The 25,663-nt window shown below is 73.2% G+C and carries 18 protein-coding genes; 6 read left to right on the top strand and 12 right to left on the bottom strand.

Translation table 11 applies throughout. From position 1 onward, the window contains the following. Window positions 1-39: 39 nt before the first annotated feature. Together ACH4PU_RS08445 and ACH4PU_RS08440 are read right to left on the bottom strand one after the other, a co-directional pair. Window positions 40-939, bottom strand: coding sequence for an ABC transporter permease (locus ACH4PU_RS08445; protein ID WP_398267927.1), 900 nt, complete (start codon window positions 937-939; stop codon window positions 40-42). After that, window positions 929-1,960, bottom strand: coding sequence for an ABC transporter ATP-binding protein (locus ACH4PU_RS08440; RefSeq protein ID WP_398267924.1), 1,032 nt, complete (start codon window positions 1,958-1,960; stop codon window positions 929-931). Before ACH4PU_RS08440 ends, ACH4PU_RS08445 begins: the two co-directional genes overlap by 11 nt. 203 nt (window positions 1,961-2,163) lie before the next feature. Here ACH4PU_RS08440 and ACH4PU_RS08435 point away from each other — a divergent pair, with 203 nt between their 5' ends. The 4 genes from ACH4PU_RS08435 to ACH4PU_RS08420 all read left to right on the top strand — a co-directional run bounded on the left by ACH4PU_RS08435 (window position 2,164) and on the right by ACH4PU_RS08420 (window position 6,850). Continuing rightward, window positions 2,164-3,039, top strand: coding sequence for a M24 family metallopeptidase (locus ACH4PU_RS08435; protein WP_398267921.1), 876 nt, complete (start codon window positions 2,164-2,166; stop codon window positions 3,037-3,039). Then, the gene (locus ACH4PU_RS08430) at window positions 3,036-4,868 is read left to right on the top strand and encodes an SDR family oxidoreductase (RefSeq protein ID WP_398267918.1); all 1,833 of its coding nucleotides are present in this window, start codon (window positions 3,036-3,038) and stop codon (window positions 4,866-4,868) included. Before ACH4PU_RS08435 ends, ACH4PU_RS08430 begins: the two co-directional genes overlap by 4 nt. An 82-nt stretch (window positions 4,869-4,950) precedes the next feature. Continuing rightward, window positions 4,951-5,853 carry a metal-dependent hydrolase gene (locus tag ACH4PU_RS08425; protein WP_398267915.1) on the top strand — a complete coding sequence of 301 codons (903 nt, stop codon included), beginning with the start codon at window positions 4,951-4,953 and terminating at the stop codon, window positions 5,851-5,853. A gap of 31 nt (window positions 5,854-5,884) precedes the next feature. After that, window positions 5,885-6,850: a MerR family transcriptional regulator gene (locus tag ACH4PU_RS08420; protein WP_398267912.1), complete on the top strand. Its 966-nt coding sequence runs from the start codon at window positions 5,885-5,887 to the stop codon at window positions 6,848-6,850. 5 nt (window positions 6,851-6,855) lie between these two features. Here ACH4PU_RS08420 and ACH4PU_RS08415 read toward each other — a convergent pair whose 3' ends face one another. From ACH4PU_RS08415 to ACH4PU_RS08405, 3 genes are all read right to left on the bottom strand, one after another. Further along, window positions 6,856-7,440 (bottom strand): hypothetical protein, encoded by a 585-nt coding sequence (locus ACH4PU_RS08415; protein ID WP_398267909.1) that lies wholly within the window; start codon window positions 7,438-7,440, stop codon window positions 6,856-6,858. A 9-nt stretch (window positions 7,441-7,449) separates the two neighbouring features. After that, window positions 7,450-8,367 (bottom strand): zinc metalloprotease HtpX, encoded by a 918-nt coding sequence (htpX, locus tag ACH4PU_RS08410; RefSeq protein ID WP_398267906.1) that lies wholly within the window; start codon window positions 8,365-8,367, stop codon window positions 7,450-7,452. Window positions 8,368-8,625: 258 nt separating this feature from the next. Beyond that, on the bottom strand, window positions 8,626-9,528 hold the full coding sequence (locus tag ACH4PU_RS08405) for an LLM class flavin-dependent oxidoreductase (RefSeq protein WP_398267903.1): 903 nt from the start codon (window positions 9,526-9,528) through the stop codon (window positions 8,626-8,628). Between the two features lie 147 nt (window positions 9,529-9,675). Here ACH4PU_RS08405 and ACH4PU_RS08400 point away from each other — a divergent pair, with 147 nt between their 5' ends. Then, on the top strand, window positions 9,676-10,581 hold the full coding sequence (locus ACH4PU_RS08400; RefSeq protein ID WP_398267900.1) for a Cof-type HAD-IIB family hydrolase: 906 nt from the start codon (window positions 9,676-9,678) through the stop codon (window positions 10,579-10,581). A gap of 30 nt (window positions 10,582-10,611) precedes the next feature. On the opposite strand, the gene ACH4PU_RS08395 is transcribed toward ACH4PU_RS08400, so the two are convergent. The 7 genes from ACH4PU_RS08395 to hisC form a co-directional block, all read right to left on the bottom strand. Next, window positions 10,612-12,354 (bottom strand): mycolysin, encoded by a 1,743-nt coding sequence (locus tag ACH4PU_RS08395; RefSeq protein WP_398267897.1) that lies wholly within the window; start codon window positions 12,352-12,354, stop codon window positions 10,612-10,614. Between the two features lie 601 nt (window positions 12,355-12,955). Continuing rightward, on the bottom strand, window positions 12,956-14,269 hold the full coding sequence (locus ACH4PU_RS08390; RefSeq protein WP_398267894.1) for a M23 family metallopeptidase: 1,314 nt from the start codon (window positions 14,267-14,269) through the stop codon (window positions 12,956-12,958). 221 nt (window positions 14,270-14,490) lie between these two features. Then, on the bottom strand, window positions 14,491-16,164 hold the full coding sequence (locus ACH4PU_RS08385) for a GAF domain-containing sensor histidine kinase (RefSeq protein WP_398268493.1): 1,674 nt from the start codon (window positions 16,162-16,164) through the stop codon (window positions 14,491-14,493). 93 nt (window positions 16,165-16,257) lie between these two features. Continuing rightward, entirely contained in the window at window positions 16,258-19,857 is a 3,600-nt protein-coding gene (cydD, locus tag ACH4PU_RS08380) for a thiol reductant ABC exporter subunit CydD (RefSeq protein ID WP_398267891.1), read from the bottom strand. Between the two features lie 22 nt (window positions 19,858-19,879). After that, window positions 19,880-20,881, bottom strand: coding sequence for a cytochrome d ubiquinol oxidase subunit II (gene cydB, locus ACH4PU_RS08375; protein WP_398267888.1), 1,002 nt, complete (start codon window positions 20,879-20,881; stop codon window positions 19,880-19,882). A gap of 29 nt (window positions 20,882-20,910) precedes the next feature. Then, window positions 20,911-22,512 carry a cytochrome ubiquinol oxidase subunit I gene (locus ACH4PU_RS08370; protein WP_398267885.1) on the bottom strand — a complete coding sequence of 534 codons (1,602 nt, stop codon included), beginning with the start codon at window positions 22,510-22,512 and terminating at the stop codon, window positions 20,911-20,913. Between the two features lie 352 nt (window positions 22,513-22,864). Then, window positions 22,865-23,980, bottom strand: a complete 1,116-nt coding sequence (gene hisC, locus ACH4PU_RS08365; RefSeq protein ID WP_398267882.1) for a histidinol-phosphate transaminase — start codon at window positions 23,978-23,980, stop codon at window positions 22,865-22,867. A 419-nt stretch (window positions 23,981-24,399) separates the two neighbouring features. Here hisC and ACH4PU_RS08360 point away from each other — a divergent pair, with 419 nt between their 5' ends. Further along, window positions 24,400-25,512, top strand: a complete 1,113-nt coding sequence (locus ACH4PU_RS08360) for a LacI family DNA-binding transcriptional regulator (protein WP_398267879.1) — start codon at window positions 24,400-24,402, stop codon at window positions 25,510-25,512. Window positions 25,513-25,663 lie beyond the last annotated feature (151 nt).

The raw sequence follows: 25,663 nt of genomic DNA, 5'->3' as shown, positions 1-25,663 counted from the left end.
CATTCCTTGAGGGTTGGTGGCCGGGCGACGGGTGGGAGGTCACAGGCCCGCCTTCCGGTAGCGGCGCATGAGGACGGCGTACGAGCCGGCGATCAGCGCCAGGACGGCGAGCAGGTAGACGGCTCCCGCGCCGGTGCCCGGGCCGTGCGAGCCGGGGAAGCTGGAGGTGGCGTCGAGGAACGCCGTCTGCACGCCGTCGATCAGGGTGATCGGCGAGAACAGGCCCAGCCAGCCGATGACGTCGGTGTTGTCCCGGGCGTAGGCGATGCCCTGGACGGTGCTCACGGCACCGTAGGAGATGGTCAGGACGGCGATCACGGCGGCGACGCCGAAGCCGCGGCGCGGTGTGAGCGCGGCGACGACCAGGCCGAGGCCGGCGAAGAGGAGGGACAGCAGGGCCACGGAGACCAGTCCTTGGGCGAAGGCTTTCGTCTGGGCGGCGAAGTCGAGCTTCGCGAGCAGGGCGCCCACGTAGAGGATCAGCAGGGGCGCCGCGGTGAGCAGGAACACCGCCGAGGCGAGCGCGGCGTACTTGGCGAGCACGTAGTCGACGCGTTCCACCGGGCGGGAGAAGTAGAGCGGGACCGTCCGGAAGCGCAGGTCCCGGGAGACCGCCTGCGGTGCCTGGGAGGCGAGGTAGAGGCCCACGACGGCCTGGAGGAGGATCGCGTACCGCGTGTACTCCACCGGCAGCTTGTCCATCTTCGTGGTGATCGCGACCGCGACGATGATCGCGGCCGGCGCGCACATCACGGCGAACAGCGTCATCGGCAGCACCTTGGACTTGGCCGAGCGGCCCAGCCCGTACGCGCCGCGCAGGCTCTGCGACCAGAGCGCGCGGCGGGCGTAGCCGCGGCCCAGGCGGGGGCCGGTGTACGGCCGGTAGCCGATGTTGTGGATCACGTCCTGGGTGGGCGTGGCCGTGGTCTCAGGCGGCATGGGTGGTGCCCCGTTTCTGCGCGCTGCGGTCATTCGTCCTGTCGTCGGCGTCCGCCTGGAACACCTCCGCGATGCGGTGCCTGCGCTGCTCCATCCGCACCAGGCCCAGCCCGAGCCCGGCCACGGCGTCGCGCACGACGTCGTACGTCTCGTCGCCGGCGAGGTCGACGAGCAGGACGTGCCCGCCGCCCGCCACCCCGTACCCGCCCTCGCCGCCGGCCGCCCGGACCGCGAGCCCGGCGGCCGCGAGGGCCGTGCCGAGGGCGGACGTGCCGTCCGGATGGGCGTCGGTGTCGGTGACCTCGACCGCGAGGGAGCCGGTGGCCTGGGTGAAGTCGCTGGTGGCGGAGGAGCGCAGCAGCCGGCCGCCGTCGATGACGACGACGTGGTCGCAGGTGCGCTCCAGCTCGCCGAGCAGGTGGGAGGTGACCAGCACCGAGATGCCGAAGTCGGTGTGCACCCGGCGGATGAGGGCCAGCATCTCGTCGCGGCCGACCGGGTCGAGGCCGTTCGTCGGCTCGTCCAGCAGCACCAGGCGCGGGTCGTGGACGAGGGCCTGGGCCAGCTTCACCCGCTGTTTCATGCCCGTGGAGTAGCCGCCCATCGGGCGGTAGCGCTCCTCGTAGAGGCCCACGTGGCGCAGGGTGTCCGCGGTGCGCTCGCGGGCGGCGGACAGCGGCAGTCCGGACATCCGCGCCATGTGCACGACGAACTCGGTGGCCGAGACGTCGGGCGGCAGGCAGTCGTGCTCCGGCATGTAGCCGACCCGCTCCCGGATGGCCGCGCCCTCGGTGGCCACGTCCAGGCCCAGCACCTGCGCGCGGCCCTCGGTGGCCGGGGAGAGACCCAGCAGGATCTTGATCAGCGTCGACTTGCCGGCCCCGTTGGCACCCACCAGACCGGTCACGCCCGGAGTGATGTCGACGGAGAGCCGGTCGAGCGCGGTCACCTTGGGGTACCGCTTGCTGAGGCTTTCGGTGGCGATCACTGTCACGTCATCGACGGTAGTGGCGCGGACCACATCGGGCGTCAGTCTCGATGACGGCTTCGGTGTAGTCCTCGGGTCTGACCGTCCCGTAGGGGATGGGCCGGAAGTACGGAACCGGACATCAGGGGCACGCATCGAGGTGCCGGGGGCACCTTGTGCCCCACCCCTTGACGCCGCCTCCGAATATTGTCACATTCATCGATGTCAACTTCCGCACCGGCAGGGACGGTTGCGCCATGAAGACCGGAGCGTCACCGCACGTCACACAGGACCTGGCCGGCTTCCGGGAGGTGCAGCGCCTCGCCTACGCCTGCGCCGAGGCCGTCGCCGCGCAGCTCGCTCCCGGGATGACCGAGCGCGACGCCGCCCGGCTGCAACGGGAGTGGCTGCGGCGGCGCGGGGTGCGCGACTGGTTCCACCTGCCCTTCGCCTGGTTCGGCGACCGCACGGCCTTCACCGGCTTCCGGGTGCCCACCCAGTTCTTCCCGTCGGGGCGGCGGCTGGCGCCCGGGATGCCGTTCGTCCTGGACCTGGCGCCGGTGTACCGGGGCTTCACCGCCGACGTCGGCTACTCCGGCTGCCTCGGCCCGGACCCGCTGCACGCCCGGATGCTCGACGACCTCCTCGACCACCGCGACCTCGTCCTGCGCGGCGTCCGCGAGCGCCGCCCGCTGCGCACGGTCTACGAGGACGTCGACCGGCTCATGATGCGCCAGGGCTACGCCAACCGGCACCGCGCCTACCCCTTCGGGGTGATCGCCCACAAGGTCGGCCGGGTCCGCGACCGGCGCCGGTCGCCGCGGGTCCTCGGCTTCGGCACCCAGGCGCTGAAGGGGCTGGCCTCCGACGCCCTCCACGGCCACCGGGAGGGCTGGTCGCCGCTCTGGAGCCCGTACCGCTTCTCCGACCACCCGCCCACCCCCGGGCTGTGGGCGGTCGAGCCGCACCTCGGATTCCGCGGGACGGGCGTGAAGTTCGAGGAGTTGCTGGTGGTGACCGACTCGCGGGATCCGGAGGAGAGCGCGTTCTGGCTGGACGACGATCTTCCACATGTCCGCCGGCGGCGACAGGCAGCAGTGATACGGGACGGACAGAAGGGAACCGGACGATGAACGCCTTCGGCGCGGAGCACGGCGGCACGGAGTTCGACGCCACGGAACTCGACGGGGCGCGGGAGCGGAGGGTGCGGTCGGCCGGGGTCGAGCTCTGCGTCGCCGAACTGGGCGACGCCGCCGACCCCACCGTCGTCCTCCTCCACGGCTACCCGGACAGCAAGGAGGTCTGGGCACCGGTCGCACAGCGCCTGAAGAAACGTTTCCACGTCGTGCTCTACGACGTCCGCGGCTGCGGCCGGTCGACGGCGCCCAGCCCGCTGCGCGGCGGCTTCACCCTGGAAAAACTGACCGCCGACTTCCTCGCCGTCGTGGACGCGGTGAGCCCTGACGCCCCCGTGCACCTGGTCGGGCACGACTGGGGATCCGTCCAGGGCTGGGAGTTCGCCACCGTCCGCCGCACCGAGGGACGCGTCGCCTCCTTCACCTCCATCTCCGGACCCTCGCTCGACCACTTCGGTCACTGGATCAAGGAACGCGCCGCCCGGCCCACCCCGCGCCGCGCCGCCCAGTTGCTCGGGCAGGGCGCCCGGTCCTGGTACGTGTACGCGCTGCACACGCCCGTCCTGCCGGAGGCCGCCTGGCGCGGGCCGCTCGGCCGGCGGTGGCCGGACGTCCTGGAGCGGTCGGAGAAGGTGCCGAAGGGCCCGTACCCGACCGCGTCCCTGCCCACCGACGCCGCGCACGGCGCCTGGCTCTACCGCGACAACGTCCGGGAGCGGACGCGCCGCCCGCGCCCCGACGCGTACGCGCACGCCCCCGTGCAGCTGATCACGCCCACCGGCGACGCGTTCCTCTCCGCGCGGCTCTACGACGGCCTGGAGCGCTGGGCGCCCGGCCTGGTGCGGCGCACCGTGCGCGCGGGTCACTGGGTGCCGCGCACGCGGCCCGGGCAACTGGCCGACTGGATCACCGATTTCGTCGTCCGGCAGGCGGACGGCCCGTCGACCGCCCCCGTCCGGCGGCCCCTTCCCGGGGCCGGCAAGACCCGGCCGGAGCGGTACGCGCAGCGCTTCGCCGGCCGGCTCGTCCTGGTGACGGGTGCCGCGAGCGGCATCGGCCGGGCCACCGCCTTCGCCTTCGCCGAGGCGGGCGCCCGGATCGTCGCGGTGGACCGGGACGCGGAGGGCGCGGCGCGCACCGCCGAGCTCGCCCGGCTGCTCGGCGCGCCCGGGGCCTGGGCCGAGTGCGTCGACGTCTCCGACGAGGCGGCGATGGAGAAGCTGGCCGCCCGCACGGCCGAGGCCCACGGCGTCGTGGACGTCCTCGTCAACAACGCGGGGATCGGCGTCGCCGGGCCGTTCCTCGACACGCCGCCGGAGGCGTGGCGGAAGACCCTGGACGTCAACCTGTGGGGCGTCCTGCACGGCTGCCGCCTCTTCGGCCGGCAGATGGCCGAGCGCGGCGAGGGCGGCCACATCGTCAACACCGCGTCCGCCGCCGCCTTCCAGCCCTCCCGGACGCTGTCCGCCTACAGCACCTCCAAGGCGGCGGTGCTGATGCTCTCCGAGTGCCTGCGCGCCGAGCTCGGCGACCGGGACATCGGCGTCACCGCCGTCTGCCCCGGCTTCGTCGCCACGGGCATCACGTCCGCCACCCTCTTCACCGGCGTCCCGGAGGAGGAGCAGCGGCGGCTGCGGGAGCGGACCACCCGGCTGTACGGGCGGCGCAACTACCCGCCGGAGCGGGTCGCGGACGCGATCCTGCGGGCCGTCCACGACGACCTGCCCGTCGTCCCCGTCACCCCCGAGGCGCACGGTCTCCGCCTCCTCGGCCGCTTCGCGCCCCGCCTGCGGCGGGTCGTCGCACGCGCCGAACCCCGGCTCTGAGCCGGACACCCGGAAGCTTTCGCGGCCCCCGCGGCCCCCGCGGCCCCCGCAGCCCTCTCAGCCCTCGGAGGAGGACCCCCGCATGACCACCGACCACCACCCCATAACCCCCCGGCGCGTCTCCTTCGACTGGCGCGAGACGCCGCTGCACTGGATCCCCGACGAGCCGACGGCCACCCACGTCATCAACGTGCTGCACCTGCTGCTGCCCGCGGGCGAGCGGTGGTTCGTCAAGGTCTTCAAGGAGGCCCTGCCGCTGGTCGGAGACCCCGAACTACTGAAGGACGTCAAGGGGTTCATGGGCCAGGAGGCCACCCACAGCGTCCAGCACTCCTACGTCCTCGACCACCTGGCCCACCAGAAGCTGGACACCGGCCCGTACACCAGGCAGGTCGACTTCCTCTTCGACGTGCTGCTCGGCGAGCGGCCGCCGTTCGGGCTGCCGCTCTCCGAGCGGGAGTGGCTGCGGTTCCGGCTGTCGGTGATCGCGGCGGTGGAGCAGTTCACCGCCGTCCTCGGCGACTGGGTGCTGCGGGCCGACACGCTCGACGCCGCCCGGCCCGACCCGGTGATGCTCGACCTGCTGCGCTGGCACGGCGCCGAGGAGGTCGAACACCGGTCGGTGGCCTTCGACATGTACCAGCACTGCGGCGGCGACGAGCCCGGCCGCTACGCCCGCCGCGTGCTCGGCATGGTGATCACCGCGCCCATCCTGACGTACCTGTGGGGACGCGGCGCGGCCTACCTGATCCGGCACGACCCCCGGCTCGCCAAGCGGCTCCGCTACACGCTGCGGCACCACAAGCGGGCCGTCGACAAGGGGCTGCTGCCCACCTGGAGCGAGCTGGGCGCGGCCATACCGCGCTACCTCAGACGCTCCTACCACCCGTCCCAGGAGGGGTCGTTGAGCAGGGCCGTCGCCTACCTGGCGGCCTCGCCGGCGGCGGGCCGGGGGCGGGCGCCGGGCGGCGCGGTCGCGTCGTAGAGTGACGGTCGGTGTCTGTGAGGAGTACCCCGTGAGCGAACCGCCGGCGTACCGGATCGAGGACCTGGCCCATCTCAGCGGCGCCACGGTCCGCACGATCCGCGCCTACCAGGACCGGGGCCTCCTCCCCAGGCCCGAGCGGCGCGGCCGGGCGAACGTCTACGGCGACGCCCACCTGGAGCGGCTCCGGCGGATCGGTGACCTGCTCGAACGCGGCTACACCCTCGCCAGCATCAAGGAACTGCTCGACGCCTGGGACGCCGGGCGGGGACTCGGCGGGATCCTCGGGCTCGTCGCGGAGGTGGACGGGCCGTGGTCGGACGAGCGGACCGGCCGGGTCACCCGCGCCGACCTGGTCGAACGGTTCGGGGGCGTGCCGGACGGCTCCGCCGTCGAGGACGCCGTGGAGCTGGGCGTCCTCGAACCGGTCCCGGGCGCCCCGGACGCCTTCCTGGTCCCGAGCCCGCAGCTGCTCGCCGTCGCCGTCGAACTCCACGCCGCCGGCGTCCCCCTGCGGGCCATCCTCACCCACCTGCGGGAGGTACGCGCCCAGGTCGAGCACCTCGCCGGCCGCTTCCTCGACTTCACCACCGAGCACGTCTTCCGGCCGTACCTGGATCACGCGCCGTCCGAGGAGGAGGCGGACCGGGCCGCCGCCCTCGTGCGCCGGCTGCGGCCGCTCGCCCAGCAGACCGTGGACGCCGAACTCGCCCGGGCGATGCGGCTGCTGGCCGTGCGCAACCTGCGCCGGCACCTCGGGGAGGTCAACGGCGGCACGCCCGCCGTGGCGGCGGACGAGGCGAGGGCCGCGGTGGAGCTGCCCGCCGCCACCGTGGACGCCGTACGGGACCTGGTCGGCCCGGACGGCGTGAGCGCCTTCGTGGCCGCGGCGGCGGAACGGGAGGTGCGGGCGCGGGCGATGGACGGCCTGGCCGAGCGGCATCGGGGGGACCGGGCAGACCGAGCAGACCGAGCAGACCGAGCAGACCAGGCATAGACCCGCTACAGACCCGGCGCGCCCCACACGGGGAACCAGCGGCTCAGATCGTCCTCGATCCGCAGGTCGTCGGCGAGCAGCGCTCGCGTCTGCAGCTCCAGTTCGTGATCGCGTCGCTCCTGGGCGCCCTCGACGGGCGCGAACGGGTAGAACGTGCCGCGCTTGTAGAGGTAGACGAGGGCGAGCGGACGGCCGCGCCCGTCCCGGAAGCCCAGCAGCGAGCAGAGCAGCTGGGGCCCGAACCCGGCGTCCTCCAGCAGTGTGTTCACCGCGTGCAGGTCGTTGACCAGGGCCGGGACATCGTCGGCCGGCTCCTGGGCGAGCAGCCAGGTGTACCCGTAGGGGTCCCGCAGGAACTCGACGGGCGTCCCGCCGCGCGCGGTGTCCGCGTCGAGCAGCCGCCGGACGTCCTCGCGCAGCGCGTCGAAGGCCCCGCCCTCCACGCTGGCGAAGCAGACCGAGCCGCGCCCGGTCGGCTCCAGCCCGGCGCCGGCCCGGAGCGTGAGTGCGGCGGACGGCAGGGCGAAGAGGCGGTCGAGGTCGGGGCGGACGGGCTTGCTCCGCCCGAGGATCACGTCCAGGAGGCCCATGGGTCGCCGTCACCCCGCCCGTCCGAGGGCCGCCGCGATCCTGCCGAGCTGGTCCAGCCGCCGTTCCAGCGGGGGGTGCGAGGAGAGCAGACCGCTCAGGGTCTCGCGGGAGAGGGCCGGGGCGAACCAGAAGGCGTTGAACGGCTCGGCCTGCCGCAGGTCGCGGGTGGGGATCCGGGCGAGCTGCCCGGTGACCTTGGTGAGCGCGGACGCGAGCGCCGACGGCCGGCCGGTCAGCAGGGCGGCGGCCCGGTCGGCGGACAGCTCGCGGTAGCGCGACAGCATCCGGGTGAGCAGGAAGCTCACGGCGTAGACGACGGCGCTGACCAGCGGGACGACCACCATCAGGAGGGCCGTGTTGGCGTCCCGTCCGCCCACCCTGCGCAGGCCGCCCCACAGGCCGACGCGGGTGATGATCCCGGCCAGGACGCCCAGGAAGGAGGCGATGGTCATCACCGCGACGTCGCGGTGCGCGACATGGCTGAGCTCGTGCGCCAGGACGCCCTCCAGTTCCTCGGGCTCCAGCCGGCGCAGCAGCCCGGTCGTGGCGCAGACCAGGGCGTTGTTCCGGTTGCGGCCGGTGGCGAAGGCGTTCGGCACGTCGGTGTCGGCGACGGCCACCCGCGGCTTGGGCATGTCTGCCAGGGCGCACAGCCGGTCGACCGCGCCGTGCAGCTCGGGGGCCTCGCGCGGGGTCACCTCGCGCGCCCCCATCCCGAACTCGGCGATCCGGTCGCTGAACCAGAACTGGGCGACGAACAGCCCGCCGGCCAGGATCAGCACGATCGGCCACGCCCCGCGCAGCAGCACGACCAGCACGCCGACGACCACCACGTACAGCAGCCCGATGAAGAACATCGTGCCCACCATGCGGGTGGTCAGCCCGCGGTCGGGGGCGAATCGTGTGGCTCGCGTCGTCTTCCGCACGGCGGCCTCCCAGTCCTCGCGCCGGCGCCCGGGGGGAGGCTCCTCCACCAGGCCGGCGCGCACGACCGCGCCGGCGCCTCCGTCACGCCGGAAAAGACCCTTCTGTCACGATTCTCCCTCTCGCCTCGCCTCTTGCGCCCGACCGGACGCTCCGAACTCGGTCGGATACGAGGGGTAGCTCCGGGCACACGGCGCGCACACCGCGGTACGCCGCTGCCGGCCGTCGCCAGCCACCCACCGTCAGCGGCCGGCCGGTGCTCAGCCGAGCTGCGCCGGCCCCTCGGTCACGATGCGCTCGAAGACGGCCTGGTCGGCGGCGAAGTCGGAGTCGGGGATCGGCCAGTGCAGCACGATCTCGGTGAAACCAACCTCCCGCTGCCGGCCCGCGAAGTCCACGAAGGCGTCGACCGAGTCGAGCATCGAGGAGCGGTCCGGGGTGAAGCCGGTGAGGAGGATCCTGTCCAGCTCGGCGGGCTTCCGGCCGATCTCCTCGCACGCCGCCCCGAGCTTCGCCGCCTGCGCGCGCAGCGCCGCGTCCGACTGGGCGGGCGTGCCCGACTCGTACAGCTTCGGGTCGCCCGTGGTCACCCACGCCTGCCCGTACCGTGCCGCCAGCTTCAGTCCGCGCGGGCCGGTCGCCGCGACGGCGAAGGGCAGCCGGGGGGACTGCGCGCAGCCGGGGACGTTCCGGGCCTCGACGGCCGAGTAGAAGGCGCCCTCGTGGGTGACGGCACCCTCGGTGAGCAGGCGGTCGAGCAGCGGTACGAACTCGGCGAACCGGTCCGCCCGCTCCTTCGGCGTCCACGCCTCCTGCCCGAGCGCGGTCGCGTCGAAGCCGTTGCCGCCCGCGCCGATGCCCAGGGTGATCCGGCCGCCGGAGACGTCGTCGAGGGAGATCAGCTCCTTGGCGAGCGTCACCGGGTGGCGGAAGTTCGGCGAGGTCACGAGGGTGCCCAGGCGGAGCCGCTCGGTCGCCGTGGCGGCGGCGGTGAGGGTGGGCAGGGCACCGAACCACGGGCCGTCGCGGAAGGCGCGCCACGAGAGGTGGTCGTAGGTGTACGCCGTGTGGAAGCCGAGCTCCTCGGCGCGCTGCCACTTCGCGCGCCCTCCCTGGTGCCAGCGGTCGACGGGGAGGATCACGGTGCTCAGGCGCAGACTCATGCTTCGGAGCCTACGTCTCGCCTCCCCGCTCGGACCACGTCCCACTGGTTGATACAGGCCACACAGGCACCACAGTCCCCCGGGGCCCTGGCTCAACGGCGCGCCACCGCGCACACCCGTGCGCCGCGAAGCGTCCGGTATCCGACAATGGGAACCGTGACTTCAGCTACCGAGCAGCCCGAGACCCCGGCCGCCGGCCGGACCGCCCCGATACCCCGGCTGATCGCCACCGACCTCGACGGCACCCTGCTGCGGGACGACAAGACGGTGTCCGAGCGGACCGTGGCCGCGCTGGCCGCCGCCGAGGCGGCCGGAATCGAGGTCTTCTTCGTCACCGGCCGCCCGGCACGCTGGATGGACGTCGCGAGCGCGCATGTGCACGGTCACGGCCTGGCGATCTGCGCGAACGGCGCCGCCGTCGTGGACCTCCGGGGCGGCGGCCGGTTCGTCGAGGTCAGACCGCTGGAACGGGCGGACGCCCTGGCCGTCGTACGGCTGGTGCGCGCCGCCGTGCCGGGCACCTCGTTCGCCGTCGAGTGCACCACGGGCTTCCACTACGAGCGGGAGTACCCGCCGTACCAGCTCGACCCGGACGCGACGGTCGGCCCGGCGGAGGAGTTCCTGGCCGAGGGCTCCGGCACGCGTGAGGGGGGAGAGAGCGGGGAGCCCAGCGGGCCCATCCTCAAGCTGCTCGCCCACCACCCGGAGCTCGCCCCCGACGCGTTCCTCGCCCTGGCCCGCACCGCGGCCGGCGAACACGGTTCGATCACCCGCTCCAGCCCCACCGCGCTGCTGGAGGTCAGCGGCCTCGGCGTCAGCAAGGCCAGCACCCTCGCCGGCTACTGCGCGGACCACGGCATCACGCCCGAGGAGGTGGTGGCCTTCGGCGACATGCCCAACGACCTGGAGATGCTCGGCTGGGCCGGCACCTCCTACGCCATGGCCAACGCCCACCCCGAGGTCCTGGCCGCCACGACGCACCGCACCGCCGCCAACAACGAGGACGGAGTGGCGGCGGTGATCGAGCGGATCGTGCGGGTGGCGTGCCGGTGAGCGCCGCACTCGGCGCTCACCGCATGCCGGTCAGTACCAGATGGTGTGCTTCCAGATGATGCCGCGCGCCGTCGCGCCCGTGTCCAGGCCGTAGGCGGGCCGGTCGGTGACGAAGTACTCGCGGAAGCTGGACTGCGTGTCCCGGGACATCATGGTGTTGCTCTTCGTCCAGCCGCCGTCGACCTGGGACCACAGGTCGACCAGCGTGGTCGCGACGCGGGCCTCGCAGGCGTCGCCCTGGTCGATGCCGCGGGTGGAGCGGTCGTTGGCGAGGTCCAGCGAAGCGCCGTTGCCCCAGTAGTAGGTGGTGTCGCCGAAGGTGTGGAACGCCACCGCGTTGGCGTAGCCCTCGGTCCAGGCGCAGCTGGTGGAGGAGGTGCGATCGACGTAGTGGGGCGAGCAGTTGCTCACCTGCGGCCACCAGCCCCGGTAGAGCTTGCCCTGGAGGGCGTGGCCCGCTTCGTGGACGGTGGTGTGCTCGGAGTCCGGGTCGTTGTCCGCGAGGTGGATCTTGTCCTCGCCGCCGTTCCAGTACGTGCCGTCGGTGGAGCCGGGGTACCACTGGACGGTGATCGGGGAGCAGCGGCCGCCCTGCTCACTGGAGGCCCAGCAGTCGGTCGTGGAACCGCGGTTCCACCAGAGCTTGTTGAGGGTGTCCAGGACGTGCCACGCCCGGCTCTGCCCGGCGTTGGCGTACACGTTGCCCAGGCTGGTGCTGCCCGAGATGTTGTTCAGCGCGTACGAAGAGGTCGCGTAGAGACCGCCGTTGGCGTCCACCACCGACCACATCCGACCGGCCTGCGTCCGGAACTCCACCCAGGCGGCCGAGGTGACGGAGGTGCTCGGGGTGTAGCAGAGGTTGAACTTGCCGTCGCCGTTGCCGGTCATCCCCGTGGCGAGCTGGCGCGTGCCGCCGCCGGCGGTCGGCTTGCCCCACAGGATGACGTTGGCGTTGCTGACCGGTTCGTCCCGGCTGGCCTTGGCGTTCCAGTCGCCGCCCTCGGCGGACTGGAAGCGGTTGCGGAAGGTGCCGCCGACGCAGACCTGGGCCCGCGCGGACGGGGCGGGGGCCGCCGAGGAGCGGGCGGGGGCGGGGGACTTCGGGGCGACCTGGCGCGGCTTGCGGGTACCGGCCCCGGGGCTGGGAACCTTTGCCGCGCGGCCCTTGGAGACCGCGACGCCCTTGTCGGTGGAGTTCTTGGTGGCGCCGACGGTCAGTTCGACCGAGTCGTGTCCGGAGCGGCGCGGGTCCGGATGGTCGATGTCGCTGATGTCCGCCTGGATTTGCGCGGGCCCGGCGGCGACGGCCTTGACCTTGAGCTTCACGGTGCGGGTGCCGGGGGCCAGGGCGAGCTTCCGGCCGGTGCGCTGGCCGAAGGCGTCCGAGGTGGGGGCGGCGAGCCCGGCATCCTTGTCGGATATTCGCAGCCCGGGCGGTAGTTGGACGGACAGCCCGGCGTTCTTGACGCTCGTCTGGGCCTTGACGTCCACGGTGAGGGTGGCCTGCTCGCCGACGGCCGGCAGGTGGTCGAGGGCGGCTGTTACGCCGAGGCAACTGAGCGGTGCCTCCGCGCGCTTGTCCGCGGAGCGGATCGTGCACGTGCCGCTCGGGGCGGCGGCCGAACGGCTCGCGACGCTCGCGGCACTCGTGGTGCCCGAGGCGAACGCGGACGGTACGACGGCGGCGACGGCCAGGCAGGCACCGACGCCCGCGAGGGCGGTCAGCGGGACGGGTCTCAGGACACGTCTCTTCAGGGCCCGTTTTCCGGACATGAGCAAACCTTTCCGCGGCGTGCGAGATCCGGTTCCGGCCGATCGGATCCGGGGTCACGCGGGCGCCGCTGTGGGGGAGTCGCGCACTGCCCTCCGGGGTGCGGGCGTGATCGTCCGGCGAGGGGACCACTGGCCAAAGCAGCACTCTGGGTGACAGCGGTCGGAACCATACACCATGGCCTGAGCATGGCAATGTGATAAGCGGAGGTTGATTTTCGGCCTCAATCAGGGCCTTGAGCAGCCAGTTTGACGTTCCGTCGGATGACTGGAGCCGACGGGCGCGGGTTCCGGAGCATCGTCCGAACCATGAGATCCGACTACGGTTGGTAACCGTCGGTCTACGGGCGGGGCGGTGCCGCCTTCGGCGGAGGGATGCCCCGGTCCCTCCCTTTCACCGTTTCCTGCGGGGGCGAGCCCCCGCACCCCCGAAACCGCGCTGCGCGCGGTTGTCCTCAAACGCCGGACGGGCTGGAGTGGGCGCCCTATTCAGCCCGTTGGGGGTCCCCCCTCTGGGGGAGTTTGAGGACGAGCGGCGAAGCCGCGAAAAGGGGGTCTGGGGCGCAGCCCCAGGAATCGGCGAAGGGGAGGGACCGGGGGCCCCTCAGACCCCAACCCCCCGCCGCCGCAACCACTCCACCGGATCCACCGCGGACCCGAACTCCGGCGTCGTCCGCACCTCGAAGTGCAGATGGGGCCCGGTGGAATTCCCCGTCGTCCCCGACAGCCCGATCCACTCCCCCGGCCGCACCCGCCGCCCCGGCGCCACGAACGGCGCGGCCAGGTGCGCGTACTGCGAGTACCAGCCCCCCGGATGCCGGATGACCAGGCTGATGCCGAAAGCGCCGCCGCAGCCGGCGGAGACCACCGTGCCCGGCCCGACCGAGCGCACGGGTGTGCCGGTGGGTACGGCGAAGTCCTGGCCGGTGTGCGTTCCGGACCAGTTCGCGCCGGAGCCGCCGTAGCCGGCGGAGAGCCGGTAGTCGAGTACCGGGCGCGTCCAGCCGTGGCGGGACGGGTCGCCGCCCGGCCGTTCGCCCTCGTCCGGTTCGAGCGCGTCGCGGTCGGCCGTCCGGCAACGGCCCTCGGCGACCTCGGCGGCGGCCAGCGCGTCGAGCCGGCCGCGGGCTTCGGTCAGCCGGTCGGCCATGGCGTCGAGGGTGGTCCGCAGGTGGGCGGCGTCCCGGTCCAGCGCCTGCCAGGCCAGCGCCGTCGCCCGCGCCTCGGCGGCGAGCGCCCGGCTCCGGTCGTCCGTCTCACCGAGCCGCCGGGCGAGCCACTCGCGGCGTCCGGTGTCGTCCTCCTGGACGGAGAGCAGTTCCAGCGGGTCGTCCAGCAGCCGGGGGCTCTCCCGGGCGGTGAAGCCGCCGGTGCGGTACTGCGCCCGGGCGGCGGCGCCGGCGTCCTCCCGCAGCACCCCGGAGACGAACCGGAGGCCGTTCAGCCGTTCCACGAGCCGGTCCGCCTCCCGCCGCCGCTCCCGCGCGGCCGGCTCCGTGCGCTCGTAACGCTCCCTGACCCGGGCTTCCTCCCTGGTCAGCCGGTACACGTCCGAAGTGGCGCGGGCGAGCCGGCCCGGGGCCGCGTACGAGTCGGGCGGCCGGGAGCCGAGCACCGGCGACACCGTGACGGCCAGCGCGCAGAGGACCAGACAGCCGTCACGGCGGAGACGGCGCCCGGCGCGGCGCGGGCGCGGCCGTTCGCCGTCGTCACCGCGGCCGCCACCGGGACGGGACCGCGGCCGGCCGCCACCGCAGGTTCCGGACGGCTGCCGGCCGCCGACGGTGGGGGACGGCTTCCGGTCGCCCTCGGCGGGGGAAGGCGCCCGATCACCGCCGGCCGGGGACGACTTCCGGCCACCACCGACGGGGGAAGGCTGCCGGCCGCCGCCGGTATGGGAACGCTGAAGTCGGCGCATGGACGCGATCGTGACCCGGGATCCGGTATCTCCGCTTCCGCAGGGGGACCGTTCAGGCGACGCCCGGACGGGCTCGGACGGGCCCGGACGGGCTCGGCAGCGTCGACGGCGCCGCTGGTCCGGCCCCGCCGTACCGCGCCCGCCGCACGGAACAGCGGCCGGCGAGCCGGAGGGAGGCGCGGCCGTACCCCGCGCGCAAGCCCCACCCCGGCCGCCCCTCCCTAAAGCGGCGCCTCCCACACCACCCGCGTCCCCCCGCCCTCCTCGCCCAGCCCCGGCCCGCACACGCACGAGCCCCCCAGTGACTCCGCCCGCTTGGCGAGGTTGCGCAGGCCGCTGCGCCGGCCGCCCTCCGGGAGGCCGATGCCGTCGTCGGCGACGGTGAGGCGGACGGCGTCGCGGCCGTCCGGCAGCCGGGCCGTCGCGTCGACGACGACCTCGATGCGCGAGGCGTGCGCGTGCCGGAAGGCGTTGGACAGCGCTTCCCGCAGCGCGGCGATGAGGTTCTTGCCCGTGCCCTCGCCGACCAGCGCGTCCACCGGGCCGACGAAGTTCACGGACGGCTGGAAGCCCAGCGGGACGGCGGCCGTGCCGATCTCCCGCAGGACGCGGGTCCGCAGTCCGGCGGGTGCCTCGGCCGGGCCCTGCTGGAGGGCGAAGATCGCCGTCCGGATCTCCTGGATGGTCCGGTCCAGCTCGTCCACGGCCTGCCCCACGGTCGTCCGCACCTCCGGCACCACGGCCCTGCGCTGCGCGCTCTCCAGCAGCAGGCCGGTGGCGAACAGCCGCTGGATGACGAGATCGTGCAGGTCACGGGCGATCCGGTCGCGGTCCTCGTAGACCGCGAGCCGCTCCCGGTCGCGCTGCGCCTCGGCCAGGACGAGCGCGAGCGCGGCCTGGGCGGCGAACTGGGCGGCCAGGGTGCGTTCGGTGGCCGTGTACCGCCGGGCGCCCCGGCGGCGCGGGATGGCCAGGGTGCCGAGCACCCGCCCGCCGCTCCGCAGCGGAAGCAGCATGCTCGGGCCGAAGCGCGGCGCCACCGCCGTGATCATGCGGGGGTCGGTGGCGGAGTCGTCGATGAATACCGGCTCCCCGGCGAGGAGCTGGGACACCACAGGGCTATGCGGCGGCATCACCGTCCCCAGCAGTCCCGTCGGGTCGTCGGCGGAGACGACCACTATCTCCAGCCCGCCCTCGCCGTCCGGCAGCAGCACGATCCCCGCGTCCGCCTCCGCGAGCCGGCGGGCCTGTTCGGCGACGACGGCGAGGGCGTCCTCGGCGTCGCCGCCGGAGAGCAGCGCGGTGGTGACGGCGACCGAGCCGTCGATCCAGCGCATCCGCTGCCGGCCCTGTTCATAGACCCGCGCGTTCCCGATCGCGATGCCGGCCTCCGTGGCAAGGATCTTCACCATGTGCAGGTCGGCGACGCCGAACACGCCGCCGCCGAGCTTCCCGGCCAGGTAGAGGTTGCCGAACACCTCCCCCTGTACGCGGATCGGGACGCCGAGGACGTCGCCCGGCGCGCCGTCCGGGGAACCCTCCGCCGTCCGGCGGCCGGCGTGGCGCAGCAGGGCGTCGAGCACCTCGCGGTCGGCGGAGGGTTCGCCGTCGCGAACGTCCTGATCGGCGGTGTCCGCGTCGGGGACGCCGTAGGTGACGAAGTCGGCCAGGCCCTCGCCCGACGGGTCGGCCGCGCCGTTGACGGCGATGGCCGCGTAGCGGGCGCCGGCGAGTTCGGCGGCGGTCCGGGCGATCCGGTCGAGGGTGGAGTGCAGTTCCAGGCCCGTGCCCACCGACCGCATGGCCTCCAGCAGCTGCGGGACCCGGCCGGTGAGCTCGGTGGACATGCCCTGGAGGCCGCGGGTGGCCTCCGTGGCGACGGCCACCGGGTCCATCGGCCCGAACGGCGGGGTCGGGGGCGGGGTGCCGAGGGGTTCCTCGGTGGCGGAGTCCTCGGCGGGGTCCTCGGTGGCGGGCATAGGCAGAGCCTAATAAGTACCTTTTGCCAGAGAAAGCGGCGGATGCACCATGTCGTGCTCGGCCCGTTCCCGCTCCAGCATCGAACGGAACGTTCCGTCCGCCTCCGCCAGTTCCCGGTACCCGCCCCGCTCCACGATCCGGCCGCCGTCCAGGACGATCACCTCGTCCACCGTCTCCAGCCCCGCCAGCCGGTGCGTGATCAGCAGCGTGGTGCGGCCCTCCGTCGCCGCCAGCAGGTCGGCGGTGAGCGCGTCGGCCGTCGCCAGGTCGAGGTGTTCGGCCGGCTCGTCCAGCACCAGCACGGGGAAGTCGGCGAGCAGCGCCCGGGCCAGCGCCAGCCGCTGCCGCTGCCCGCCGGAGAGCCGGGCGCCGTGCTCGCCGACCGGCGTGTCGAGTCCCTGAGGCAGGGAGTCGACCCACTCCAGCAGGCGCGCGTCGGCCAGCGCCCGGCGCAGCTGTGCGTCGCTTGCGCCGGGGCGTGCGAGGCGCAGGTTCTCGCGGAGAGAGCTGTCGAAGACGTGCGCGTCCTGGGCGCACAACCCCACCAGCCGCCGCACGCCGTCGCCGTCCATCCGCGACGCGTCCCGGCCCGCGAGGGTGTACGTGCCGTCGGCGGCGTCCAGGAAGCGCAGCAGCACCTGGGCGAGCGTCGTCTTGCCCGCCCCCGACCGGCCGACGACGGCCACCCGCCGCCCGGCGGTCAGCTCCAGGCCGACGCCCCGCAGGGCGGGGGCGGAGCTGCCGGGGTACGCCGCGGTGAGCCCGGTCAGCCGCAGCGGGAAGGGGGACGGAGGGGCCGGTTCCGTACCGTCCCGTACGGGTTCCGGCGCGTCCAGGACCTCGTACACCCGCTCCGCGGACCGGCGGACGCGCTGCCGGTGCTGTACGGCGAGCGGCAGCCCCGTCACCGCCTCGAACGCGGCGAGCGGCAGCAGGACGACGACGGCCAGCCGGACGCCGTCCAGCCGGCCGTCGTGCACGGCCGCCACACCCGCCCAGGCCGCGCCCGCCACGGTGAGACCGCAGGCCAGGGCCGTCAGCCCGGCGCCGAGCGCGGTGGCGGCGGAGGCCCGGCGGGCGATGCCCGTGAGGACGCCGTCCGCCCGGCGCAGTCGCGCCAGCCGGGCGGGCAGGGCGCCCGCGACCGTCAGTTCGGCCGTACCGGCCAGCAGGTCGACCACATGCGAGGACAGCTCTCCGCGTGCCGGCGCCAGCCGCCGCTCCGCGCGGCGCGCCACGGCGGCCGACAGCAGCGGCACGGCGGCCCCCGCCGTCAGCAGGCCGGCGGCGAGCACCGCGCCCGCCTCCGGCAGCAGCCAGGCGGTGAGCCCCACGGAGGCCGCTCCGACGAGCACGGCCGAGCCGAGGGGCAGCAGCCAGCGCAGGAAGTAGTCCTGGAGCGCGTCCACGTCGGAGACCAGCCGGGACAGCAGATCGCCGCGGCGGACGTCCCGCAGCCCGGCGGGGGCCAGCCGCTCCAGCCGCCGGTAGACGGAGACCCGCAGGCCGGCGAGGGCGCGCAGCACGGCGTCGTGCGAGACCAGGCGCTCGGCGTAACGGAAGACGGAACGGCCGATGCCGAAGGTGCGGGTCGCGGTGACGGCGACCATCAGGTAGAGAACGGGCGGTTGTTGGGAGGCGCGCGAGATCAGCCAGCCGGAGACCGCCATCAGGCCGGTCGCGCTGCCGAGGGCCAGGCTGCCGAGGAGCAGGGCGAGGAGGAAGCGGGACCGGAAGGGGCGGCCTTCGGCGCGGACTCGGGCGAGGGGGGAGGGGGCTGGGGAGGGGGCTGTCGTCTGGAGCAGGGATGGGGGCGGGGACGTGGGCGGAGAAACGTTTTTCGCCGGCTCCTCGCGGACGGTCCGTCCCTCGCGGGCGATCGAGGCCTTGTAGGCGGTCTGCTCCTCGTAGGCGGTCGACCCCTGGGAGACCGCCTGACGCTCGGAGACCGCCTGGCCCTCACCCTCCCCCTCCGCGCCGTCGCGTTCCAGCCGCACCACCCGGTCCGCCACCGCCAGCAGCGCGGGCCGGTGGACGACCAGGAGCACGGTCCGGCCGGCGGCGAGGCGGCGGACGGCCTCGACGACGGCCGCCTCCGTCTCGCCGTCGAGGTTCGCGGTCGGCTCGTCGAGGAGCAGGACGGGCCGGTCGGCGAGGAACGCCCGTGCCAGCGCGAGGCGTTGACGCTGGCCGGCCGACAGGCCGGCACCGTCCTCGCCGAGGCGAGTGTCAGTGCCGTGGTGCAGCATGGAGACGAAGTCGAGGGCACCGGCCGCACGGAGTGCTTCGCGCACCTGTGCGTCGGTGGCGTCCGGCCGCGCCAGCCGGACGTTCTCGGCGACCGTGCCGGCGAAGAGATGAGGCCGTTGCGGGACCCAGGCCACCTGGTCCCGCCAGCTTTCGGGGGAGAGCGATGACAGATCCGTACCGCCGACCGACACCCGCCCGCTCGTGGGGCGGGCGAAGCCGAGGAGCACGTTCAGCAGGGTCGACTTGCCGACGCCGCTGGGGCCCGTCAGGGCCACCGTCTCGCCGGGCCGCACCTCGAACGTGGTCTCGGCCAGGGAAGGCCGTTCCCGGCCGGGGTGCCGGACCACCAGCCGGTCGACGGTGAGCACGGCGCCGCGGGCGTCGGGCGCGGGCCGGGTGCCCGCCACGGGCGGCGCGGTCTCCAGGACGGCGAAGACCCGGTCCGCGGCGGCCAGGCCCTCCGCCGCCGCGTGGTAGTGGGTGCCCACCTGGCGCAGCGGGAGGTACGCCTCGGGGGCGAGGACGAGCACCACCAGACCGGTGTAGAGGTCGAGTTCGCCGTGGACGAGCCGCATGCCGATGCCGACGGCGACCAGGGCGACCGAGAGGGTGGACAGCAGTTCCAGGGCGAAGGAGGAGAGGAAGGCGATGCGCAGGGTGCGCAGGGTCGCGCGCCGGTAGTCGGAGGTGATCGCGCGGATCGACGCGGCCTGGGCCTTGGCCCGGCCGAAGACCTTGAGGGTGGGGAGCCCGGCGACGACGTCGAGGAAGTGTCCGGAGAGCCGCTCCAGCAGCCGCCACTGGCGGTCCATCCGGGACTGGGTGACCCAGCCGATGAGGACCATGAACAGCGGGACGAGGGGGAGGGTGAGGACGATGATCAGGGCCGAGAGCCAGTCGGCGCCCGCGATACGGGCGACGACGGCGACGGGCACCACGGCCGCGAGGCCGAGCTGGGGGAGGTAGCGGGCGAAGTAGTCGTCGAGCGCGTCGACGCCCCGGGTGGCCAGGGTGGTCAGCTCGCCGGTGTTCACCGCGCCGGGGCCGAGCCGGGCGGCGTGATCGAGCAGCCGGGTGCGCAGCCGGGACTTGACGGCGGCGCTCGCCCGGTGCGCGGCGAGCTCGGTGAGCCAGGCGACCAGGGCCCGGCCGGCCGCGGTGGCGGCCAGCAGGGCGAGGGGTACGGCCAGGTCACCGGGCGAGCGGCCGTGCCGGAAGGCGCCCGTGACGGTGTCCGCGATCAGCATGGCCTGGGCGATGACCAGGCCCGCCCCGACGAGTCCGAGCAGCACGGAGGCGGCCAGGAAGCGGCGGGTGGCGGACGCGTGGCGGAGGAGGCGGGGGTCGACGGGCTTCATGGGCTGCCGGTCCTCTGGTGCTCTAGTGCGCCGCGGGGATGTGCTGGGTGCCGATCCGCTTGCGGAACACCCAGTACGTCCACGCCTGGTAGGCCACCACCACGGGCGTCATGAAGCCCGCGACCCAGGTCATGATCTTCAACGTGTAGGGGCTGGAGGCGGCGTTGGTGACGGTGAGGCTCCACCGGGCGTCGGTGGAGGAGGGCATGACGTCCGGGAAGAGGGCGAGGAAGATCATGGCGAAGGCGGCCACGACGGCCAGGCCGGACAGGGCGAACGCCCAGCCCTCCCGGCCGAGCCGGTTCATCACCAGCGCGGCGGCCAGGGCCGCCACGGCCACGACGAGCGCGGGCAGGCTGCGGCCGTTGCCCGACTCGGCCTGGGTCCAGGCCAGGAAGGCCACCGCGAGGGCGCCCGCGGCCAGGCCGGAGACGCCGGCGAAGGTCCGCGCCCGGTGCCGGATGTCGCCGACCGTCTTCAGCGCGGCGAACAGCGCCCCGTGGAAGGTGAAGAGGACGAGCGTGAGGAGGCCGCCGAGCAGGGCGTAAGGGCTCAGGAGGTCGAGCAGGCCGCCCGTGAAGTTCTTGTCGGGCCCGATCGGCACCCCGCGCACGATGTTGGCGAAGGCGACACCCCAGAGGAAGGCGGGGATCAACGAGCACCAGAAGATGGCGTGTTCCCAGTTGCGCTGCCAGCGCTCACCGGTGCGCTTGTGGCGGTACTCGAAGGCGACGCCGCGCACGATCAGGCAGACCAGGACGGCGAGCAGCGGCAGGTAGAAGCCGCTGAAGAGGGTGGCGTACCAGTCGGGGAAGGCCGCGAAGGTGGCGCCCGCCGCGGTGATCAGCCACACCTCGTTGGCGTCCCACACCGGACCGATGGTGTTGATCAGGACGCGCCGTTCGGTGCGGTCCCTGGCCAGCGCCTTGGTGAGCACGCCGATGCCGAAGTCGAAGCCTTCGAGGAAGAAGTACCCCGTCCACAGGACGGCGATCAGCAGGAACCAGAAGTCGTGGAGGTGCATGGTCGGTTCTCCGTTCTCCGCCGGCCGCGTCAGTAGGCGAAGGTCATCGGCTTGTCGGCTTCCTCGGCGGCCTCGGCCGCCGCCGCGGACCCGCCCGCGCCCGGCCCGCCGGACGGGAACCGCAGCCGGGGGTCCTTGGCCGGGGGCTTCTCGTCCGTGTCGGGCCCGGCCTTGGCGTACTTGGTGAGGAGCTTGACCTCGACCACGGCGAGCACCGCGTACAGCGCGGTGAAGACCACCACGGAGGTGAGCACCTCGCCCTGGCCGACGCCCGGCGACACCGCGTCGCCGGTCTTCATCAGGCCGTAGACGGCCCAGGGCTGGCGGCCCATCTCGGTGAAGATCCAGCCGAAGGAGTTGGCGATCAGCGGGAAGCCCATGGTCAGGATGCCGATCCGCCAGGACCACTTGGTGAGGAAGGGGTTCATCTCACGGCGCTTGGTGAGCATCAGCCGCGGGATCTCGTCCTCGCCGGAGCGGTACTCGGGGGCCAGCCAGAACTTCTTGCGCGTGGTCCAGAGTCCGACGAGACCGGCGGCGAAGGACGTCATCCCGAACCCGATCATGAGGCGGAAGCCCCAGAAGGTCATGAAGATGCTGGGGATGTAGTCGTCCGGACTGCCGCCGTAGAGCGCCGCCTCCTTGGCGGCGGTGTCCTTGATGCCGGGGACGGTCTCGGTGAAGTTGTTGTGGGCGAGGAAGGAGAGCAGACCGGGTATCTCGATCTCGACGCTGTTGTGCCCCTTGGACACATCGCCGACGGCGAAGACCGAGAAGGGCGCGGGCGACTGACTCTCCCACAGGGCCTCGGCGGCGGCCATCTTCATCGGCTGCTGCTCGAACATGACCTTGCCGAGCTCGTCACCGCTGATCGCGGTGCCCATGCCGGCGATCACGGCCACGACGAGGCCGACGCGGAGCGAGGCGAGCATCGCGGGCAGCTGCTTCCGCTGCTTCTCGCCCAGCTCCTCGCCCTTGAGCCGCTTGCGCTTGGCGCGCCACAGGTGGAACGAGGAGATGCCGACGATGAACGCGGCACCGGTGAGGAACGCGGCGGTCAGGGTGTGGAAGACCACCACCAGGGTGGTGTTCTGGGTGAGCACGGCCCAGATGTCGGTGAGCCGCGCCTTCCCGGTCGCCTTGTCGACCGCGTAGCCGATCGGGTGCTGCATCCAGGAGTTGGCGGCCAGGATGAAGTACGAGGACAGGACCGTGCCGAGGGCGACGATCCAGATGCAGGCGCAGTGGATCTTCTTGGGCAGCTTGTCCCAGCCGAAGATCCACAGCCCGATGAAGGTGGACTCGAAGAAGAACGCCAGCAGCGCCTCCATCGCGAGCGGCGCCCCGAAGACGTCACCGACGAAGCGGGAGTAGTCCGACCAGTTCATGCCGAACTGGAACTCCTGCACGATGCCGGTGACCACCCCCATCGCGATGTTGATCAGGAAGAGCTTCCCCCAGAACTTGGTGGCGTGGAAGTACTTCTCCTTGCCCGTACGGACCCAGGCCGTCTCCAGGCCCGCGGTGATCGCCGCCAGGCTGATCGTGAGGGGCACGAAGAGGAAGTGATAGACGGTCGTGATGCCGAACTGCCAGCGCGCCAGCGTCTCCGGCGCCAGAGCCAGATTCACTCGGTCCCTCCTTGCGTCTTACGTCGCCGGCACCCTGTACCGACGCTTCACCGACGCTCCCCGCCGGTGTTTCGTCCCGCTATGACCGGGTGAAAGGCCACATAAAGGACGAGCTTGTGAACGCGTTCACATTCACAAGCAATTATGGCGCATGGGATTTTCGGACAAGCAACGGGGGTACCCCCTTCGGCCCTTGCGATCGGCGCCGGGAGCTCCCCACACTGCGGATCTCGCCTCAGAGGTCTCAGAAGACTCAAGGACCACAGGGGACACACGAAAGCGCCGCGCACCCCCGAGGGGGTCCGCGGCGCTTCGTCCGTCGAATGCGATCGCCGTCCTAGAAGCACATCTCCTAGAGCGACATCTCCTTGCGGAACTCCCCCGCCACCCTCAGGAAGATCGTGTTGGCGTCGGTCTCGCCGATCGTGATCCGCACCCCGTCCGGCGCGAACGGCCGCACGATCACGCCCGCCCGCTCACAGGCCGCCGCGAACGCCTCGGTGTGCTCGCCCAGCCGCAGCCAGACGAAGTTCGCCTGGGTGTCCGACAGCGGCCACCCCTGCGCCAGCAGCCCCTCGACCACCCGGGTCCGCTCGGCCACCAGCGCGTCCACCCGCTCCCACAGCTCCTTCTCGCTGCGCAGCGAGAGGATGGCGGCCTCCTGCGCCACCTGCAGCACACCGAACGGCACCGCGGTCTTCCGCAGCGCCGCCGCGACCGGCTCGTGCGCGATGGCGAAGCCGACCCGCAGCCCGGCCAGCCCGTACGCCTTCGAGAAGGTCCGCAGCACGCAGACGTTGGGCCGGTTCCGGTAGAGGTCGATGCCGTTGGGCACGTCCGCGTCCCGGATGAACTCGATGTACGCCTCGTCCAGCACCACCAGGACGTCGGAGGGCACCCGGTCCAGGAAGGCTTCCAGCTCCGCGGTGTGCACCACCGTTCCGGTGGGGTTGTTGGGGTTGCAGACGAAGATCAGCCGGGTCCGCTCGGTGATCGCGGCGGCCATCGCGTCCAGGTCGTGCCGGTCGTCCGCGGTCAGCGGCACCGGCACCGGGGTCGCGCCGGCCACCTGGACGACGATCGGGTACGCCTCGAACGAGCGCCAGGGGAAGATCACTTCATCGCCGGGGCCGGCCGTGGCCTGGACGAGCTGCTGGGCGACGCCCACCGAGCCGGTGCCGGTCGCCAGGTGGGAGATCGGCACGTCGAAACGGTCCGCGAGTTCGGCCATCAGCCCCGCGCACGCCATGTCCGGGTAGCGGTTGAGCTGCCCGACGGCCGCCACCGCGCCCTCCAGCACGCCGGGCAGCGGCGGGTACGGGTTCTCGTTGGCGGACAGCTTGTAGGCGACCGGTCCGTCCTTCGCGGCCGGGCGGCCGGGCTTGTAGGTGGGGACATCGTCCAGGGCCGGACGCAGCCTGGGGGTCTTCTCGGTCACCGCGGGTCCTCCTCCGCATCCCGTGCGCATCCGGCCACCCGGGAATCCGCACTTGTCAGAACACGTGACACACGCGGTCACGGGGGCGCGTAGACCGGCGCACAGGCCGGCGGCACCCACGTGGCACCGCCGCGTGCACGTGAATACTGCACACCTTATGAGGATTGCCCCGGGTGGCGTCCAGACTTCCGGGCGCGCCAGTCCGACTGGCGTGCGCCGTGGCGAGCGCCCTGGCGCGCGTCCCCCGTGAAGGTGAGTTGAGACCTCTTCGAGACCTGGCACCTTCATCAGACGTAGATATGCCAGGGGCCAACGGTTCACTGTGAGCCGGGACAACCGCCTGTACTTCCATGGTCATTGAGCAGGTTCCGGCATGCAGAAACGTACCTGTCAACTCCAAAATGTGGGCCCCCGACCGGGCACCGGCCGAGCCCTACTATCGGCTCGCCATGACAGCAGCAGGGAAGCACCAGGTGAGCCGGACGGAGACCGCCCGGCGAGGCACCCGGCAGGGACGGGCGGGCATCCGTGATGTGGCCGCCGCCGCCGGTGTCTCGATCACGACCGTCTCCGACGCGCTCAACGGCAAGGGCCGGCTGCCGGACGCGACCCGCCGCCACGTCCGCGAGGTGGCCGACCGGCTCGGCTACCGGCCGTCCGCGGCCGCCCGCACCCTCCGCACGGGCAAATCGGGCCTCATCGGTCTGACCGTGACCACCTACGGGGATGAACCTTTCACCTTCACCGAGTTCGCCTACTTCGCCGAGATGGCCAGGGCCGCCACCTCCGCCGCGCTCGCCCGCGGCTACGCCCTGGTGATCCTCCCGGCGACGTCGCGCCACGACGTCTGGTCCAACGTGGCCCTGGACGGCACGGTGGTGATCGACCCGTCCGACCACGACCCCGTCGTCTCGGAGCTGGTCCGGCAGGGCATCCCCGTCGTCTCCGACGGCCGCCCCGCCGGCACGCTGCCCGTGACGGCCTGGGTGGACAACGACCACGAGGCCGCCGTCCTGGGCATCCTGGACCACCTCGCCGCCGCCGGCGCCCGCCGCATCGGGCTGCTCACCGGCACGTCCACCGACACGTACACCCGCCTCTCCACCCACGCCTACCTGGACTGGTGCGAGCGGAGCGGACAGGACCCGGTGTACGAGGAGTACCCCGCGCACGACCCGTGCGCCGGCGCGGTCGCGGCCGACCGGCTGCTCGCCCGCCCGGACCGCCCCGACGCGGTGTACGGCCTCTTCGACCCCAACGGCACCGACCTGCTGGCCGCCGCCCGCCGCTACGGCCTGCGCGTCCCCGACGACCTGCTGCTCGTCTGCTGCAGCGAGTCCACGGTCTACGCCACCACCGAGCCGCCGATCACCACCCTGTCGCTCAAGCCGCGGCGGATCGGCACGGCGGTGGTGCAGCTGCTGATCGACGCGATCGAAGGGCTGGACCACGGGCGGCCGGTGGAGCAGGTCATATCCACCGAGCTGATCATCCGGACCTCGTCGGAGCGCCGCCCGCCGCGCGGCACGGTGGGCGCGCCGCGGGGGCCGGGCGGGGGCTGATCTTCCTGGGGCTGCGCCCCAGACCCCCGTGATCGCGGCTTCGCCCCCAGTCCTCAAACGCCGGACGGGCTGACTTGTCAGCCCGTCCGGCGTTTGAGGACTGGGGGCACCCCCTCTGGGGAGCGTGCAGCACGCTTCGGGGGTGCGGGGG

The organism is Streptomyces sp. NPDC021100, assembly GCF_044333095.1.
Classification (GTDB): domain Bacteria; phylum Actinomycetota; class Actinomycetes; order Streptomycetales; family Streptomycetaceae; genus Streptomyces.
The sequence above is the reverse complement of the archived record's forward strand: the minus strand, read 5'-3'. Positions and strand labels throughout refer to the sequence as shown.

Excerpts from the sequence above, each read along its gene's own strand:
- ACH4PU_RS08445 (WP_398267927.1), bottom strand. The coding sequence starts at position 939 with ATGCCGCCTGAGACCACGGCCACGCCCACCCAGGACGTGATCCACAAC.
- ACH4PU_RS08435 (WP_398267921.1), top strand. The coding sequence starts at position 2,164 with ATGAAGACCGGAGCGTCACCGCACGTCACACAGGACCTGGCCGGCTTC.
- ACH4PU_RS08430 (WP_398267918.1), top strand. The coding sequence starts at position 3,036 with ATGAACGCCTTCGGCGCGGAGCACGGCGGCACGGAGTTCGACGCCACG.
- ACH4PU_RS08425 (WP_398267915.1), top strand. The coding sequence starts at position 4,951 with ATGACCACCGACCACCACCCCATAACCCCCCGGCGCGTCTCCTTCGAC.
- ACH4PU_RS08415 (WP_398267909.1), bottom strand. The coding sequence starts at position 7,440 with ATGGGCCTCCTGGACGTGATCCTCGGGCGGAGCAAGCCCGTCCGCCCC.
- ACH4PU_RS08405 (WP_398267903.1), bottom strand. The coding sequence starts at position 9,528 with ATGAGTCTGCGCCTGAGCACCGTGATCCTCCCCGTCGACCGCTGGCAC.
- ACH4PU_RS08400 (WP_398267900.1), top strand. The coding sequence starts at position 9,676 with ATGGGAACCGTGACTTCAGCTACCGAGCAGCCCGAGACCCCGGCCGCC.
- ACH4PU_RS08395 (WP_398267897.1), bottom strand. The coding sequence starts at position 12,354 with ATGTCCGGAAAACGGGCCCTGAAGAGACGTGTCCTGAGACCCGTCCCG.
- ACH4PU_RS08390 (WP_398267894.1), bottom strand. The coding sequence starts at position 14,269 with ATGCGCCGACTTCAGCGTTCCCATACCGGCGGCGGCCGGCAGCCTTCC.
- ACH4PU_RS08385 (WP_398268493.1), bottom strand. The coding sequence starts at position 16,164 with ATGGACCCGGTGGCCGTCGCCACGGAGGCCACCCGCGGCCTCCAGGGC.
- cydD (WP_398267891.1), bottom strand. The coding sequence starts at position 19,857 with ATGAAGCCCGTCGACCCCCGCCTCCTCCGCCACGCGTCCGCCACCCGC.
- cydB (WP_398267888.1), bottom strand. The coding sequence starts at position 20,881 with ATGCACCTCCACGACTTCTGGTTCCTGCTGATCGCCGTCCTGTGGACG.
- hisC (WP_398267882.1), bottom strand. The coding sequence starts at position 23,980 with ATGCGCACGGGATGCGGAGGAGGACCCGCGGTGACCGAGAAGACCCCC.
- ACH4PU_RS08360 (WP_398267879.1), top strand. The coding sequence starts at position 24,400 with ATGACAGCAGCAGGGAAGCACCAGGTGAGCCGGACGGAGACCGCCCGG.